Source organism: Micromonospora sp. CA-248089, assembly GCF_050948515.1.
Classification (GTDB): Bacteria; Actinomycetota; Actinomycetes; order Mycobacteriales; family Micromonosporaceae; genus Micromonospora.
The window spans coordinates 1,775,776-1,791,677 of the sequence record NZ_CP192016.1; the positions used below are offsets into that span (position 1 = coordinate 1,775,776).

A 15,902-nucleotide genomic window follows, 5' to 3' on the forward strand; every position below is an offset into this window, starting at 1 on the left:
GCGGCGCCGGCTTCCCCGGCCGGGTACACCACTACGGTGCGTCAGCGGGCGGCGCGGTGAGCAGGGCCGGAGGTCCCCACCTGGGCCCGGCCGTCGGTCCCGGCCGACGCGGGCAGGACGGGACTTTCGACCCGTGCTACGGGGGCGGGAAAGCGGGTAGAAAGGACTGATGATCCGGGTGTTCCTGCTCGACGACCACGAGGTCGTCCGTCGTGGCCTTGCCGACCTGCTCCAGAGCAGCGGCGACATCGAGGTGGTCGGCGAGTCCGGCCTGGCCCAGGAGGCGGCGCGCCGCATCCCGGCGCTGCGCCCCGACGTGGCGATCCTCGACGCCCGGCTGCCCGACGGCAACGGCATCGACGTCTGCCGGGACGTCCGCGCCGTGGACTCCTCGATCAAGGGCCTGATCCTCACCTCGTACGAGGACGACGAGGCGCTGTTCGCGGCGATCATGGCGGGCGCCGCCGGGTACGTGCTCAAGCAGATCCGCGGCACCGACCTGGTGGACGCGGTCCGCCGGGTGGCGGCGGGGCAGTCCCTGCTCGACCCGGCGATCACCACCCGCGTGCTGGAGCGCATTCGCAGCGGCGTGGAGCAGCCCCGGGAGCTGAAGTCGCTCACCGAGCAGGAGCGGCGGATCCTGGAGTACGTGGCGGAGGGGCTCACCAACCGGGAGATCGCCGGGAAGATGTTCCTGGCCGAGAAGACGGTGAAGAACTACGTCTCCAGCGTGCTCGCGAAGCTCGGCCTGGAGCGGCGTACGCAGGCGGCGGTGCTGGCCACCCGCCTGCTCGGCAAGAACACCTGACGCCGCCTCAGTCGAGCGGGGCGCTCCAGCGCACCTCGGTGCCGCGCGGCTCGGCCCGGCGCAGCGAGAACTCGCCGCCGAGCCGCTCGGCCCGTTCCCGCAGGTTGACCAGCCCGCTGCGGGCCGCCTCCGGGTCGCAGCCGATCCCGTCGTCGGTGACGGTGATCTCGACCCGGCCGGAGTCGACGCGTACGCGCACCGACACCCGGTCGGCCTGCGCGTGGCGTACCGCGTTGGAGAGCGCTTCGCGCAGCACGGCGGTGAGTTCTCCGCGCAGGTCGTCCGGGACGGCGCTGTCGATCGGGCCGATCAGTTCCAGGTCGGGGCGGTAGCCGAGCGACTCGGCGGCCACCTCGATCGCCTCGCGGATCTCGGTGCGCAGCGCCGCGCTCATCGGGGTGCGCAGCTCGAAGATGGTGCGGCGGATGTCGCGGATGGTGGCGTCCAGGTCGTCGACGGCCTGGTTGATCCGCTTGGCCGCCTCGGGGCGGGCGTTCATCGCGCCGCTCTGCAGTTGCAGGCCGGTGGCGAACAGCCGCTGGATCACCACGTCGTGCAGGTCGCGGGCGATGCGTTCGCGGTCCTCCAGGACCACCAGCAGTTCCCGCTCCTCCTGCCCGCGGGCCCGTTCCATGGCGAGCGCGGCCTGCCCGGCGAAGCTGGCCAGCAGGGCGAGGTCGTCGTCGGCGGCGGGCCCGTGGTCGGGCCGGTAGCCGATCACCAGCACGCCGTGCAGCGTGTCCGCGGCGGCGAGCGGGGAGACCACGGCCGGGCCGGCGACCACGGGCCGGGGCCAGGGCGCGGCGGCGGCGAGGTTCTCCACCTGGTCGTGCCGGCCCGACGTGGCGGACGCGGCGAAGCTGGTCTCGGCGGCCGGCAGCACCGCGCCGACCAGTTCCCGGGTGACCGGGTCGGCGCCGTCGACGACCTCGACGGTGAACTGGGCCTCGTCCTCGTCGTAGAGCAGCACGAGCGCCAGTTCGGCCTCGGCGACCTCGCGGGCACGGCGGGCCACGAGCGTCAGCGCGTCGGTTCGGCGTACTTCGCCGAGCAGCACCGAGGTGATCTCCGCGGCGGCGGCGAGCCAGCGTTCCCGCCGGTGCGCCAGCGCGTAGAGGCGGGCGTTCTCGATCGCCACGCCGGCCGCGGCGGCCAGCGCCACCACGATCTCCTCGTCGTCCTCGGTGAACTCGGTCGCGCCCTGCTTCTCGGCCAGGTAGAGGTTGCCCCAGACGTGGTCGCGGATGCGCACCGGCACCCCGAGGAAGCTGTGCATCGGCGGGTGGTTCGGCGGGAAGCCGTACGACTTCGGGTGCTTGGTGATGTCCGGCATGCGTACCGGCTTCGGCTCGTCGATGAGCAGACCCAGCACGCCGCGGCCGTGCGGCAGCTCGCCGATCTTGGCGTGCAGTTCGGGGCTGATGCCGTGGACGATGAAGTCGTGCAGCATGCGGTCGGGACCGATCACGCCGAGCGCGCCGTAGCGGGCGCCGGCCAGCTCGCACGCCGACTGCACGATCCGCTGCAGCGTGCTGCGCAGATCGAGGTCGGACCCGATGCCGACGACGGCGTCCAGCAGGGCCCGTAGCCGCTCGCGGCTGGTCACCACCTCGCCGACGCGGTCGAGCATCTCCTGGAGCAGTTCGTCCAGGCGGACGCGGGACAGCGGGGTCAGCCCGAGCGACGGCGCGACGTGCTCGTGCGGGGACTGGGGTGCGGCGGCCACCGGGCGATGGTATCGCCCGGTGGCCGCGCTGATCGAGACCGGTCAGGCGAGACGGTCGCGGACCGCCGAGGTGTCGACCGTCTGCGCGACGTCCAGCCGGGGCGTGTGCGGCGGCCCGGCGTGGTTCGGGTCGGCCAGCCCGAGCCGCATGCTGATGTACGGGTACCCCAGGCCGGAGAGCATCTGCCGCAGCACCTCGCGGGTGCCCTCGACCTCCACCACACCGGACAGCGGCACCAGCGACACCCCGTGCCGGGTGGCGGTGAGCCAGGCGGCGGAGAGCGCCTCACCGGCGCGCAGCCAGCTCATCAGCTCGTCGTCGGAGCCCCAGAGGATCCCGTACACGGCGGTCTTGTCGTGGCCGGGCCCGATCGGCAGCGAGCCGGCGCGGCCGAAGTCGCGGGCCGGAACGGTCGTCTGCGGGGCCTGGTCGGGCAGCACCTCCGGCGGCAGCCCGGTGCCGGTGCCGGCCCGGCTGGTCCAGTACGCCAGTTCCTCGCGCAGCTCCGGGCTGTCCGCCTCGACGGCGGCGGCCTGCTGGGCGGCGCCGGCGAGCTGGATCTTCTGGGTGTCGTCGAGCAGTTGCAGGTTCACGCCTTCCAGCGTGGCCGCCCGCTCGATGTCGTCGAGCGCGGCGGTGGGGATCGGCTCGTCGCTGACCGGCCGCCGGTCGGTGTGCCGCACCTGCATGCACTGCACGACGCGCATGGCGTCGGGGTCGGCGCCGGTGTGCTTGAGGGTGGTGATGCGGGCCAGCAGGTCGGGTTCGGCCGGGTCGGGCAGCCGTTCCACCACCGGGGTCCAGCCCTCGGCGGCCAGCGCCACCCGGGCGTGGTGCAGCGCGGCGCCGCAGCTCACCACCAGCAGGTGCCCTTCCGGGTCCATGGCGCTGAGGTGCCGTTCGCGGACCACCCGCAGCTCCAGCGCGTCGGGCAGGACCGTCCAGTGCCACGGCTGCGTGTTGTGCACCGAGGGGGCGTGGCCGGCCATTCCGGCGGCCTCCGCGAGCGCGGTGGTCAACGGGCGATCGCCGGCCGGCGTCTCGTGGCTCATCGTCACGACCTTTCCTGTTTTCCCCATCGTGCCCCACGGGCGGGTGGGGACGCCGTTCCATCCCCCGGATTACCCGCATCGCCCTGTCCGTCCCAGGTCCGGGCTGAGACGATCCACACGTGGGAAGCGAACCACGCGGGTGCGTACCCGAGCAGCCGGCCCGTGCCCGGCGGTGGGCACGGGCCGAGTGGGCGCCGCTGGTGGTGCTCACCGCGGCCGTGCTGGCCGGGGCGGCGCTGTGGTTCGCGGGTGCGCACGACGCCGCCCGGCTGGTCTGGGCCGCGGTCACGGTGGTCGCCCTGGTGCCCGCTGCCTGGACGACGCTGCGCCAGCTGTGGCTGCGGCAGTTCGGGGTGGACGTCATCGCGGTGCTGGCGCTGCTCGGCGCGTTGCTGGTGCGGGAGTACCTGGCCGGCGCCGTGATCGCGGTGATGGTCGCCACCGGGCGGGCGCTGGAGGAGTACGCCCAGCGTCGCGCCACCCGTGACCTGCGGGCGCTGCTGGAACGCGCGCCCCGGCAGGCGCGTCGCCGGACGCCGGACGGCGGGATCGAGGTGGTGCCGCTGGACCGCGTCGAGGTGGGGGACCGCCTGGTCGTCGGGCCGGGCGACGTGGTGCCGGTGGACGGCGTGGTCGAGGAGGCGGCCACGCTCGACGAGTCGGTGGTCACCGGCGAGTCGCAGCTGGTCACCCGCGCGGCCGGCGAACAGGTCGCCAGCGGTGTCGTCAACGCGGGCGCCGGCTTCGGGCTGCGGGCCCGCCGCAACGCGGCGGAGAGCACCTACGCGGGCATCGTCCGCCTGGCCGGCGAGGCCACCGCCCGCAAGGCCCCGATGGTACGGCTGGCCGACCGGTACGCCGCCGCGTTCGTGCCGTTCACGCTGGTGCTGGCCGGGCTGGCGTGGCTGCTGTCCGGCGAGTTCACCAGGGCGGTGGCGGTGCTCGTGGTGGCGACACCGTGCCCGCTGCTGCTGGCGACCCCGATCGCCGTGGTCTCCGGGCTGTCCCGGGTGGCCCGGCGCGGCGTGCTGGTCCGTGACGGCGGGTCGCTGGAACAGCTCGGCCGCGCCCGTACGCTGCTGCTGGACAAGACCGGCACGCTCACCGCCGGGCGGCCCCGGGCGGCCGAGGTGGTGGTGGCGCCGGGCGGCGACCGGGACGAGGTGCTGCGGCTGGCCGCCTCGGTCGAGCAGCTCTCCCCGCACGTGCTGGCCGCCGCGCTGGTCCGGCAGGCCCGCGAGCGCGGGCTGCCGCTGGCCGAGCCGACGCAGGTCACCGAGGAACCGGGGCACGGGGTGAGCGGGCGCGTCGACGGGCGGATGGTGCACGTCGGGCAGCTCGCCGGGGAGCCGCCGGAGTGGGCGGGCCGGCTCGGTGAGCGCGCCGAACGGGCCGGGCGTTCCGCGGTCTGGGTCAGCGACGACCACGGGCCGCTCGGCGCGATCCTGCTGGAGGACCCGGTCCGCCCGGACGCCCGCCGGACCGTGCGGCGGCTGCGCGAGGCGGGCCTTTCCCGGCTGGTCATGGTGACCGGCGACCGTCCGGGCACGGCCCGGCAGGTCGCGCAGGTCGTGGGCGTGGACGACGTGATCGCGCGGTGCTCGCCGCAGGAGAAGGCCGAGCGGGTACGCGAGGAGTCGGCGCACGCCGTGACCGTGATGGTCGGCGACGGCGTGAACGACGCGCCCGCGCTGGCCGAGGCGCACGTCGGCGTGGCGATGGGCGCGACCGGGGCGACCGCCTCGGCGGACGTGGCCGACGCGGTGCTCACCGTGGACCGCCTCGACCGGCTCGCCGACGCCGTCGAGATCGCCCGGTACGCCCGCCGCATCGCGGTGCAGAGCGCCACCGTCGGCATGGGACTGGCGGTGCTGGCGATGCTGGTGGCGGCCGCGGGGCGGCTGCCCCCGGTGGCCGGCGCGTTCCTGCAGGAGGGCATCGACGTCCTGGTGATCCTCAACGCGCTGCGCGCACTCGGCGGCGGCCTGCGGCGGCGGGACCTGCCCGCGCACACCGTCGAACTGATCGACAGGTACGCCAGCGAGCACGGCGGCGTCCGCGACGTGCTCGCAGAGCTGCGGGACACCGCCGACCTGGTGGCGACCCGCCCGGACGACCCGGCGTGCCTGCCGGCGCTGCGCGAGGTGCACCGGCGCCTGGTCGACGAGGTGCTGCCGCACGAGGCGGCCGAGGACCGGCAGCTCTACCCGGCGCTGGCCGGTCCGCTCGGCAGCGACGAGGCCACCTCCACGATGAGCCGGGCGCACGTGGAGATCGTCCGGCTGGTGGAGCGGATCGGCGGGCACCTCACGGCGCAGCCGGACGGCCGGCTGCGCCGTGACGAGGTGCCCGACCTGCTCGCCGCGCTCTACGGCCTGGACGCGGTGCTGCGCCTGCACCTGGCCCAGGAGGAGGAGGACTACTTCTCGCTCAACCCGGAGGACGGCTCGACCGCGACCGGCCGCTGAGTCAGCGCTCGCGTACCACGGCGACGGGGCAGTGCGAGTGCTGGATGAGCTGCTGGCTGACCGAGCCGAGCAGCATGCCGCGCAGGCCGCCCCGGCCCCGGCTGCCGACCACCACGAGCTGCGCCGACCGGCTCGCCTCCACCAGCAGCGCCGACGCGCTGCCGGGGACGGCCTCGATCTCGACGGGCACGTCGGGGAAGCTCTCCCGCCAGGGCGCCAGCTCCGCCTCGGCGGCCGCGCGCTCGCTCGCGGCGACCTGCTCCGGGTCGAAGTCCGGCGGCACCCACCTGTCGCCCGGCGGCTCCCAGGCCCGCAGCACCCGCAGCGGCACGTCTCGCTGGGCGGCCCGCTCGACGGCGAAGCCGAGCGCCCGCAGCGCCGACTCCGAGCCGTCCGAGCCGACCACCACCGGCCCGGACGTGGCGGCCTGGCCGTCGCGGACCACCACCACCGGGCAGTGGGCGTGCGCGGTGACCGAGACCGCCGTGGAGCCGGCGAGCAGGCCGCCGAAGCCGCCGTGGCCCCGGCTGCCGAGCACCAGCATCCCGGCGTCGGCGGACCTCTCCTGGAGCACCAGCGCGGGCGGCCCGTCGAACACCTCGCCGTGCACGGTCAGGCCCGGCCGGTCGGCGGCGGCGTCCGCCGCCGCCTTGCGGACCAGTTCGTCGACCTGCTGCCGGGCCGCCTCGTCCGGCCACACGCCGGGTGCCACGCCGGGACCGATCCAGCCGGTCACGGTCAGCCACTCGAAGACGTACGCCAGGCGTACCGGCCGTCCCGAGCGGCCCGCCTCGTCCAGCGCCCAGTTCAGGGCGATCACCGCGTCGGCGGAACCGTCGTAGCCGACCAGGATCTCCTCGCCGCTCATTCGCCACTCCTCACGGCCGGGTCGTTCTCGCGGATCCAGCGCCACTCGGCGACCCGGGGGTCGTCCTCGCCGTAGCGGCGGGTGTAGTCGCGGCAGGCCTGGCGGGCGTCCACCATGTCCTGGCGCAGGTGCGCGGCGCGCGACCGCAGCCCCGGCACCCGGTCGATCACGTCGATGACCAGGTGGAAGCGGTCCAGGTCGTTGAGCATCACCATGTCGAACGGCGTCGTGGTGGTGCCCTCCTCCTTGTAGCCGCGCACGTGCAGGTTCTCATGGTTGGTCCGGCGGTAGGTGAGCCGGTGGATCAGCCACGGGTAGCCGTGGTAGGCGAAGATGACCGGCTTGTCGCTGGTGAAGATGGTGTCGAACTCGTTGTCCGGCAGGCCGTGCGGGTGCTCCGACGGCGGCTGCAGGCGCATCAGGTCGACCACGTTGACGACGCGGACCTTCAGGTCCGGCAGGTGGCGGCGCAGCAGGTCGACGGCGGCGAGCGTCTCCAGCGTCGGCACGTCGCCGGCGCAGGCGAGCACCACGTCCGGCTCGGTGCCCTCGTCGCTGCTGGCCCAGTCCCAGATGCCCAGGCCGCGGCGGCAGTGCTGGATCGCCTCGTCCATGGTCAGCCAGTTCGGCGCGGGCTGCTTGCCGGCCACCACCACGTTGATGTAGTGCCGGCTGCGCAGGCAGTGGTCCATGGTGGACAACAGCGTGTTGCCGTCCGGCGGCAGGTAGACCCGGACCACCTCGGCCTTCTTGTTGACCACGTGGTCGATGAAGCCCGGATCCTGGTGCGAGAAGCCGTTGTGGTCCTGGCGCCACACGTGGCTGGACAGCAGGTAGTTCAGCGACGCCACCGGCTCCCGCCACGGGATGTGCCGGGTCACCTTCAGCCACTTGGCGTGCTGGTTGACCATCGAGTCGACGATGTGGATGAACGCCTCGTAGCTGGTGAAGATGCCGTGCCGGCCGGTCAGCAGGTAGCCCTCCAGCCAGCCCTGGCACAGGTGCTCGGAGAGCACCTCCATCACCCGGCCGTCGGGGGAGAGGTGGTCGTCGCCGGGGATCTCGGCGCCCACGAACGCGCGGTCGGTGACCTCGAACGCCGCGCCGAGCCGGTTCGAGGCGACCTCGTCCGGGCCGAACAGGCGGAACGTCTCCGGGTTGCGGGCGATCACGTCGCGGACCCAGGGACCGAGCACACCTGTCGCGCCGGCCATCGGCTCGCCGGGCGTCGGGACGTCGACCGCGTAGTCGCGGAAGTCCGGCAGCTCCAGATTGCGCAGCAGGCTGCCGCCGTTGGCGACCGGGTTGGCGCTCATCCGGCGGTCACCGGCCGGCGGCAGCTCGGCCACCTCGGCGACCGGGCCGCCGGTGGCGTCGAACAGCTCCTCCGGCCGGTAGCTTCGCAGCCAGCGCTCCAGTTCGGCCAGGTGCTCCGGGTTGTCCCGGACCTGCGAGATCGGCACCTGGTGGGCGCGGAACGTGCCCTCGACCTGCTTGCCGTCGACCCGGGACGGACCGGTCCAGCCCTTCGGCGTCCGCAGGATGATCATCGGCCAGCGGGGACGCTCGACGTGCTCGCCGGAGCGGGCCCGGCGCTGGATCGCGGCGATCTCGTCGACCGCCCGGTCGAGCGTGCCGGCCAGCAACTGGTGCACCGTCGCCGGATCGTCGCCCTCGACCAGGTACGGCTCGTAGCCGAAGCCGCGCATCATGTCCCGCAGGTCCTCGGCGGGGATCCGGTCCAGCACCGTCGGGTTGGCGATCTTGTAGCCGTTGAGGTGCAGGATCGGCAGCACCGCGCCGTCGCGGGCCGGGTTGAGGAACACGTTCGACAGCCAGCTCCCGGCCAGCGGGCCGGTCTCCGCCTCGCCGTCACCGATCACGCAGGCCACGAGCAGGTCCGGGTTGTCGAACGCGGCGCCGTACGCGTGGCTCAGCGCGTACCCCAGCTCGCCGCCCTCGTGGATCGAACCCGGCACCTCCGGCGCCACGTGGCTCGGGATGCCGCCCGGGAAGGAGAACTGCCGGAACAGCCGCTGCATGCCGGTCTCGTCCCGGGGGATGTGGTGGTACAGCTCGCTGTAGGTGCCCTCCAGCCAGGTGTTCGCCACCAGCGCCGGGCCGCCGTGGCCGGGGCCGGTGACGAAGATGGCGGACAGGTCCCGGTTCACGATGACCCGGTTGAGGTGCGTGTAGAGCAGGTTGAGCCCGGGGCTGGTGCCCCAGTGGCCCAGCAGGCGCGGCTTGACGTGCTCGGGCTTGAGTGGTTCGCGCAGCAGCGGGTTGTCGAGCAGATAGATCTGGCCGACGGTCAGGTAGTTCGCCGCGCGCCAGTAGGCGTCCAGCCGACGCAACTCGTCTTCGGTCAGGGGGCTGTGCAGGTTCACCGCGGTGTCCATGCTGCCTTAGCCTCTCGTGGCTGGGAGTCGGCTGCCACTCGGGGACCACATCTTCTTCCCCGGCGCGTCCAGCCTCGTCCCCTCGGGGCTCGCCGGTCAGGGCCGTTGGTCCCGCCTCCCGCGGGCGTCATGACCCGTCCCCGGAGTCGGCGGCAACGCCCCGTACGACGATCAGCGGGGCCGGCGAGTGGTAGAGCAGGGACTGGCTGACCGCGCCCAGCGTGGACCCCACCGGCCCGTCTCCCCAGGCGGCCACCACCGCGATCTGCGCCGCGCGGGACCGGTCGAGCAGGACGGACTTCGGGTCACCGTGGACGGTCTCGCAGTCGGCGGCGACGCGGGGATACCGCCGGGCATGCCGGGTGACCGCCTCCTCCAGCCGCCCGTCGTCACGGTCGCCGGACTCCGGCTCGATCACCCGGACGGCGAGCAGGCGGGCACCCCGGTGTTGCGCGCAGTCGAAGGCGTACCCGAGGGCGGCCTGCGAACTGGGCGACCCGTCGAAGCCGACGAGCAGTGGCCCGGGCGGCGCCGGCTCGGTGCGCCCGACCAGCACCGGGCAGCCGGCCCGGGCGGCCACGTCCACCGCTGGCGTGTCGGGCGGTACGCGGTCCGGGTGGGCGGACATGCCGCCGTCACCGAGCGCGATCAGGAACGCGGTGTCGGCGACCCGCAGCAGCGCCTCCACCGGCGAGCCCTCGACGATTCGGCCGCTGACCGGCACCTGCGGCGCGCACTCGGCGACGACCTGCCCGGCGTGCTCCAGCACGTTCTCCGCGTCCGTGCGGGTGCCGCCGGCCGGGGCGGGGCCGGGCGTCGCGGCCCAGTTGAACGCGTGCAGCAGGTGCAGCGGCCGGTCGTGGGCGGCGGCCTCGGCGGCGGCCGTGCGGACCACCGCCAGATCGGCCTCGGACCGGCCGACGCCGACCACCACCGCGCCGTGGCTGGGTGCGGCCACCCCGGCTCACCTCCCGACCCGTGCTTTTCACCCACCGTAGTCGCGGGACCGGGTGCGCCGGAGCGGGTCGGCGGAACTGGCGGTCAGCGCGGGGCGGGCAGCGCCGGGTGGACGCGCAGCACGACGGCGGTGGCGTTGTCCTCGCCGCCCTCGTCCAGGCTGGCGGCGAGCAGGGCCTCGGCGGTGCGCGCCGGGTCGCGCCGAGCGGCGAGCAGGTCCCGCAGCCGGTGGTAGCCGAGCTGGTCGCTGATCCCGTCGGTGCACAGCAGCCAGGTGTCGCCGCGGCGCAGCGGCACGGCGAGCAGGTCCGGCTCGGGCCGGTCCGGGTGGCCGACGTATCGCAGCAGCTGGTAGCGCGCCCGTGCCGCCTCCGGCGAGTCGGCCGGCCACCATCCGTGCAGCAGGCCGAGCCAGGCCATGGTGTGGTCGACTGTCACCAGTTCCAGCAGCCCGTCGCGCAGCCGGTACGCCCGCGAGTCGCCGAGCTGCACCAGCCAGCCCTGGTCGCTGTCCGGCTCGATGACGAGCGCGGTGAGCGTGCACCCGGTCAGGCCGGACTGCGCGGCGCCGGCCTGGCGTACCCGCCGTTGAGTCTCGGCCACGGCGGCCCGCAGCGCGGCGGCGCCGACGGCGGGCCAGCCGGCGCGGACCTGCGCCACGAACGTCTCCGCGGCGGTCGTGCCGGCGACCCGGCTGCCCTCGCCGTCGCCCATCCCGTCGCAGACCACGGCGAGCGGCAGGTCGGGGTCGACGTGCAGCACGTCGTAGTTCTCCGGGTAGCGGTGCCCGACCACGCTGCCCCCGGCGATCTCCAGGGTGAGGCGGCCGGCGGTGAGCCGGCGCGCGGACTCGACCGGCCGGTCCAGCGGACGGCGGCGGAACACCAGCGGAACCTAACACCGGGACGGGCCGGGGTGTGGAATCTTCAGGGCGCATTTTGGTACTGGCGGTGGTCGTGAGCGGCCTGCACGGTCAGGGCCGGCGCAGTGGCGCGAGCGCGTCGGCCCAGACGGCCACCTCGGTGAAGAGCTGGCGGAGCATGGTGTCGTGGCGATCGCCAGGAGTGAACGTCGTGAATGCCGCGAAGTCGGTGGCGAGTGACAGGCTGACCTGGGTGCGTACGCCTGCCAGCTGAAGACCTGCCGTGATGAGGCGTAGGTGTTCCACCGCGCGGGCGCCGCCGACGTTGCTGCCGTAGGAGACGAATCCGGCCGCCTTGTTGTTCCACTCGCCGTAGAGGTAGTCGATGGCGTTCTTCAGCGCCGAGGGAATCGATCGGTTGTACTCCGGAGTGACGAAGACGTATCCGTCGAACTCGGCGATCTTCTTGCTCCAGCGCCACGTGTGAGGGTGGGTGTAGGAGCCGAGTAGCGGTGACTGCGGCTCGTCGAAGACCGGCAGGTCGTAGTCCTTGACGTCCACCACCTCGACGTCGACGCCGTCGTGCCGGCTGCCGTGCTTCGCCACCCACTCGGCCACCTGGTGACCGACCCGGCCGGGGCGGGTGCTGCCGAGGATGATCCCGATGTTCGTCATGAGTTATCCGTTCTCGTCGATTCGAATTGCAGGGCGGCGTCCAGTCCGTTCAGCCGCAGCACGCTGGCGCCGCGCAGGTGCGCGAGGTCGGAACTGCCGTCCCCCGTGTATCTGAGAAAGGTCACCTGTTCGGTCCACTCCAGGCGGGTTCCGGTCGTCTCGGCGCCGAGCCGGATGGTGACCAGCGAGGTCCATCGCAGTTCGTCGTCGACGACGGCCTCGTAGCCGTAGACGATCCGGCGCGCGTCCGCGATGTCGATGTACCGCGACCGGTATTCCAGTCGCTCGGGTGCCGTGTCCAGCGAGGTGAAGATGCTGCGTGCCGTCTCGCCACCGCCCACCCGGAAGTCGTGCTCGTACGAGGCGCCGCTGCCGGGAAGCCGGAACCATCGGCGCCTGATCGTGGAGTCGGCGAAGGCGGTGAAGACCTCGCCCGGCGGCCCGTCGAGGTGCCGCGTGATCGTGAACGTGTCGTGCCGGACCATGCCGTCCTCCCGCTGTCACGGCCACGAACGGGTGACCGCACGCCAGTTACGATTAGTAAGAAACATGCGTCCAACGGATTTAGTCCGGCTGCCCGATACGCACTTTGAAGTCAGCTACTGACGCGCGAGGAACGGAAGAGCATGGCAAGCGTCCTTGGTGCCGAACTTGCGCAGCGCGGGATCGCGCCGGACTGCGTTCAGACGATCGAGCTCGTCCGCGACGTGCTGGCGCGGGTGGGCGACAAGTGGACGCTGCTGACCATCACGGCCCTGGCGTCCGGCCCGCTGCGCTTCACCGCGCTGCACGAGCAGGTCGCCGGCATCTCCCAGCGGATGCTTGGCCAGACGCTGCGCGCCCTCAACCGCGACGGGCTCGTGACCAGGACCGCGTACCCGGAAGTGCCCCCGAGGGTGGTGTACGCCCTGACGCCGCTCGGCCACTCACTGAGTGAGGCCGTGAGCGGGCTCGTGCACTGGGTCCGTGATCACCAGAGCGACATCGTCCGCAACCGCGACGAGTTCGACCGGACGTCCACCGCGAACAAAACCACCCCGCCCCGGGCATAGTCCCGCCCCGGGGCGGCGTGCCGGGCCGCGTGTCAACCGGGGTTGACACGCGGGAGCCTGTCAACCTACATTGACAGCATGAGTCAGGCTACGGAACTCGCGGCGGCGGCCGGCAGCACCGACCCCAAGGTCGGCCTGCGTGCCGTGCTCGCCCTGCGCCGGCTGCTGGAGCGGCTCGAGGTGATCCAGGTCGACAACGCCCGGCGACAGGGCTGGTCGTGGCAGGAGATCGCCGACGCCCTCGAGGTCAGCCGGCAGGCGGTCCACAAGAAGCACGCCGGACGACCGGCGGTACGCGACAGCTGGGAGGCGTGATGTTCGAACGATTCACCGACCGGGCCCGGGCCGTGGTGCACCACGCGCTCGACGAGGCCCGCACCGAGGGACGGCGGCCGGTCGGCACCGAGCACCTGCTGCTCGGCGTACTGGCCGACAGCGACAGCCTGGCCGCCCGGCTGCTGGCGGCCGGCGGCATCGAGGCCGACGCCCTGCGCGCCGCGGTGGCCCGCCACGCCGCGCGGGGCGTCGACGGGCTCGGCGAGGCGGACGCCGCGGCGCTGCGCGAGATCGGCATCGACCTCGCCGCGATCGTGGCCCGGATCGAGGAGTCCTTCGGCCCCGACGCGCTGCGCGAGGCGACCCCGCGCCCGCGCCGGTGGTGGCGTCGCCGGCCGCACCACGGCACGTTCTCGCCCCGGGCGAAGAAGGTGCTGGAGCTGTCGCTGCGCGAGGCGCTGCGGCTGCGCCACCGGCACATCGGCACCGAACACATCCTGCTCGGCCTGCTCCGCGAGGGAAACGGCCTGGCCGCGCTGGTGCTGACCGAGGCCGGCGCGGACATCGACGACCTGCGACGCCGCATCGACGCGGCGCTGCGCGAGGCCGCCTGAGGCCACCGGAGTTTTCAAACCTGTTTGCGGTCCTCGCAACGTCCCGCTGCGCCGGGTCGCCGTCACGCCCCGTGTCCTGCACACTGACGCCGTGGACGGTGCAGACGACAAGCGCCCGGTGAACGCGGAGAACCGCACCCCGCGCTCGGCAGTGGTGGTCAACCCGGTCAAGGTGGCCGACCTGGACGAGTTCCGCCGCACCGTGGACGGCGCGCTCGCCGCCGCCGGGTGGCCGGCCCCGACCTGGTACGAGACGACAGTCGAGGACCCGGGCCGCGGGCAGGCGGAACAGGCCGTGAAGGCGGGCGCGGAGGTCGTCTTCGCCTGTGGCGGCGACGGCACGGTGATGGCCTGCGTGACCGCGCTGGCCGGCACCGACGTGGCGCTGGCCGTGCTGCCCCAGGGCACCGGCAACCTGCTGGCCGCCAACCTCGGCCTCTCCGGCGACCTGGCCGCCGGGCTCCAGGTCGCCGTCGAGCGCGGGATGCGCCGCCTCGACGTCGGCGTGGTCGGCGACAAGTGCTTCGCGGTGATGGCCGGGATGGGCTTCGACGCCCAGATGCTCGACTCCACCTCCGAGACCACGAAGAAGCGGATCGGCTGGCCGGCGTACGTGGTGGGCGCCGCCCGGCACCTGCGCGACCGGCCGATGCGGGTGTCGGTGCGCATCGACGGCAAGCCGCCGCTGCGCCGCCGGGCCCGCTCGGTCCTGGTCGCCAACGTCGGGCGCCTCCAGGGCGGGGTACGCCTGCTCACCGAGGCCGAACCGGACGACGGCTGGCTGGACGTGGCGGTGCTGACGCCGCGTACGCTGCGCCACTGGCTCGCCATGGGCTGGGCGGTGCTGCGCCGCCGGGACCGGGTGCCCGGCATGGAGGTGTTCCGGGCCCGGTCGGTCGAGATCACCAGCACCCGGGCGCAGCCCCGGCAGCTCGACGGCGACCTGATCGAGCCGGGCCGCTCGCTCAAGGCCACCATCCGCCCGGAGTCGCTCTGGCTCTGCGTACCGCGTCCCGAGGAGCACCCCGACCTGGCGGAGGACGCCGACGCGGTCGGCGAGCGTGGTGAGCACCTGGTCGAGGAGGCTCGGCGTGAGTAGCACCAAGCTGGTCCCCGAGACCCGGTTGATGACCGAGAACGAGTTGTCCGCCGACGACGCCTGGCACACACTGCGCCGGCACGGCGGCTGGTGCCTGCTGCGGGACGCGTTCATCCGGTTCCGCTACGGCGACGGCTTCAGCCACTCCCGGGCGCTGGCGTTGCAGCTCTGCCTGGCCGTGGTGCCGTTCCTGATCGCGCTCACCGGTCTGATCACCGACCTGGGCGTGGACGAGGGCGGCAAGGTCGTCGCGGACACGGTGCTGGCGATCACGCCCGGCCAGAGCGAAGCCATGGTGCAGGACCTGCTGACCGACAGCGAGCGTACCGAGGACGCCGGTGAGCTGGCCCTGACGCTCGGTCTGCTCACCGGCCTGGTCGCGCTGACCACCACGATGGCGCAGATCGAGCGGGGCGCCAACCGGATCTACGGCGTCGAGCGGGACCGCCCGGCGCTGGCGAAGTACCTGCGCGCCGCGGTCCTCGCGGTGGTCGCCGGCGTGCCCGCGCTGGCCGGCTTCCTGATTTTGGTCGGCGGCCGGGCGATGGGCGAGTCGGTACGGCGGCACTACGAGTGGGGCGACCTCGCCATGGCCGGGTGGGACGTGATCCGCTGGCCGCTGAGCCTCGGCCTCACCGTGCTCGCCGTCGCCGTGCTGTTCCGGCACGCGCCCCGGCGCCGCCAGCCCGGCCTGTCCTGGCTCTTCTTCGGCGCGTCCATCGCCATCGCGATCTGGTGGCTGGCCAGCCTGCTGCTCGCCGCCTACGTCAAGTACAGCGGCGGATTCGGCCAGACCTACGGCGCGCTGACCGGCATGATGGCCCTGTTGCTCTGGGCCAACCTCACCGGGATCGCGCTGTTCGGCGGGCTGGCCTTCGCGGCCCAGCTCGAAGCGATGCGCATCGGCGTGGAGGAGCCCGCCAAGCCGGACCTGTGGGAGCCGGAGGCGCAACGCGAGGAACTTTTCGACACCGGTGACATGACCTCGCTCTGACGCCACGCCGGTGCGGCGTGTACGGGACACGCCGATCGGGTACAGCGCGCC

General features: G+C 73.5%; 15 protein-coding genes. 7 read left to right on the top strand and 8 right to left on the bottom strand.

From position 1 onward, the window contains the following. Positions 1-169: 169 nt before the first annotated feature. Positions 170-808, top strand: a complete 639-nt coding sequence (locus ACQP26_RS08660) for a response regulator (protein ID WP_013284884.1) — start codon at positions 170-172, stop codon at positions 806-808. A 7-nt stretch (positions 809-815) separates the two neighbouring features. Here the strand turns inward: ACQP26_RS08660 and ACQP26_RS08665 are convergent, their stop codons facing one another. Together ACQP26_RS08665 and ACQP26_RS08670 are read right to left on the bottom strand one after the other, a co-directional pair. Further along, positions 816-2,483 carry a GAF domain-containing protein gene (locus ACQP26_RS08665; RefSeq protein WP_433496108.1) on the bottom strand — a complete coding sequence of 556 codons (1,668 nt, stop codon included), beginning with the start codon at positions 2,481-2,483 and terminating at the stop codon, positions 816-818. Positions 2,484-2,576: 93 nt separating this feature from the next. After that, positions 2,577-3,587 carry an Acg family FMN-binding oxidoreductase gene (locus tag ACQP26_RS08670; RefSeq protein WP_433495384.1) on the bottom strand — a complete coding sequence of 337 codons (1,011 nt, stop codon included), beginning with the start codon at positions 3,585-3,587 and terminating at the stop codon, positions 2,577-2,579. A 119-nt stretch (positions 3,588-3,706) separates the two neighbouring features. On the opposite strand from ACQP26_RS08670, the gene ACQP26_RS08675 reads away from it, so the two are divergent. Then, a complete protein-coding gene (locus ACQP26_RS08675; RefSeq protein ID WP_433495385.1) occupies positions 3,707-6,055 on the top strand; it encodes a heavy metal translocating P-type ATPase in 2,349 nt (782 codons plus the stop codon). A gap of 1 nt (position 6,056) precedes the next feature. On the opposite strand, the gene ACQP26_RS08680 is transcribed toward ACQP26_RS08675, so the two are convergent. From ACQP26_RS08680 to ACQP26_RS08705, 6 genes are all read right to left on the bottom strand, one after another. Then, entirely contained in the window at positions 6,057-6,923 is an 867-nt protein-coding gene (locus ACQP26_RS08680; RefSeq protein ID WP_269701092.1) for a universal stress protein, read from the bottom strand. After that, the gene (locus ACQP26_RS08685) at positions 6,920-9,322 is read right to left on the bottom strand and encodes a phosphoketolase family protein (protein ID WP_433495386.1); all 2,403 of its coding nucleotides are present in this window, start codon (positions 9,320-9,322) and stop codon (positions 6,920-6,922) included. Before ACQP26_RS08685 ends, ACQP26_RS08680 begins: the two co-directional genes overlap by 4 nt. A gap of 127 nt (positions 9,323-9,449) precedes the next feature. Beyond that, complete coding sequence (locus tag ACQP26_RS08690; RefSeq protein ID WP_269701089.1) at positions 9,450-10,280, bottom strand: universal stress protein; 831 nt, start codon at positions 10,278-10,280, stop codon at positions 9,450-9,452. Between the two features lie 83 nt (positions 10,281-10,363). Next, positions 10,364-11,164 carry a PP2C family protein-serine/threonine phosphatase gene (locus ACQP26_RS08695; protein WP_433495387.1) on the bottom strand — a complete coding sequence of 267 codons (801 nt, stop codon included), beginning with the start codon at positions 11,162-11,164 and terminating at the stop codon, positions 10,364-10,366. An 88-nt stretch (positions 11,165-11,252) separates the two neighbouring features. Continuing rightward, entirely contained in the window at positions 11,253-11,816 is a 564-nt protein-coding gene (locus ACQP26_RS08700) for an NADPH-dependent FMN reductase (RefSeq protein ID WP_433495388.1), read from the bottom strand. Continuing rightward, positions 11,813-12,301: an SRPBCC domain-containing protein gene (locus ACQP26_RS08705; RefSeq protein ID WP_269701086.1), complete on the bottom strand. Its 489-nt coding sequence runs from the start codon at positions 12,299-12,301 to the stop codon at positions 11,813-11,815. Before ACQP26_RS08705 ends, ACQP26_RS08700 begins: the two co-directional genes overlap by 4 nt. A gap of 141 nt (positions 12,302-12,442) precedes the next feature. Here ACQP26_RS08705 and ACQP26_RS08710 point away from each other — a divergent pair, with 141 nt between their 5' ends. From ACQP26_RS08710 to ACQP26_RS08730, 5 genes are all read left to right on the top strand, one after another. Further along, on the top strand, positions 12,443-12,868 hold the full coding sequence (locus tag ACQP26_RS08710) for a winged helix-turn-helix transcriptional regulator (RefSeq protein WP_281578591.1): 426 nt from the start codon (positions 12,443-12,445) through the stop codon (positions 12,866-12,868). A 78-nt stretch (positions 12,869-12,946) separates the two neighbouring features. Beyond that, a complete protein-coding gene (locus ACQP26_RS08715; protein ID WP_043325563.1) occupies positions 12,947-13,183 on the top strand; it encodes an HTH domain-containing protein in 237 nt (78 codons plus the stop codon). Next, entirely contained in the window at positions 13,183-13,758 is a 576-nt protein-coding gene (locus ACQP26_RS08720) for a Clp protease N-terminal domain-containing protein (RefSeq protein ID WP_433495389.1), read from the top strand. The genes ACQP26_RS08715 and ACQP26_RS08720 overlap by 1 nt, the downstream gene beginning before the upstream one ends. Positions 13,759-13,849: 91 nt before the next feature. After that, positions 13,850-14,857 carry a diacylglycerol/lipid kinase family protein gene (locus ACQP26_RS08725; protein ID WP_281578589.1) on the top strand — a complete coding sequence of 336 codons (1,008 nt, stop codon included), beginning with the start codon at positions 13,850-13,852 and terminating at the stop codon, positions 14,855-14,857. Then, positions 14,850-15,851: a YihY/virulence factor BrkB family protein gene (locus ACQP26_RS08730; RefSeq protein WP_269701078.1), complete on the top strand. Its 1,002-nt coding sequence runs from the start codon at positions 14,850-14,852 to the stop codon at positions 15,849-15,851. Before ACQP26_RS08725 ends, ACQP26_RS08730 begins: the two co-directional genes overlap by 8 nt. Positions 15,852-15,902: the final 51 nt, after the last annotated feature.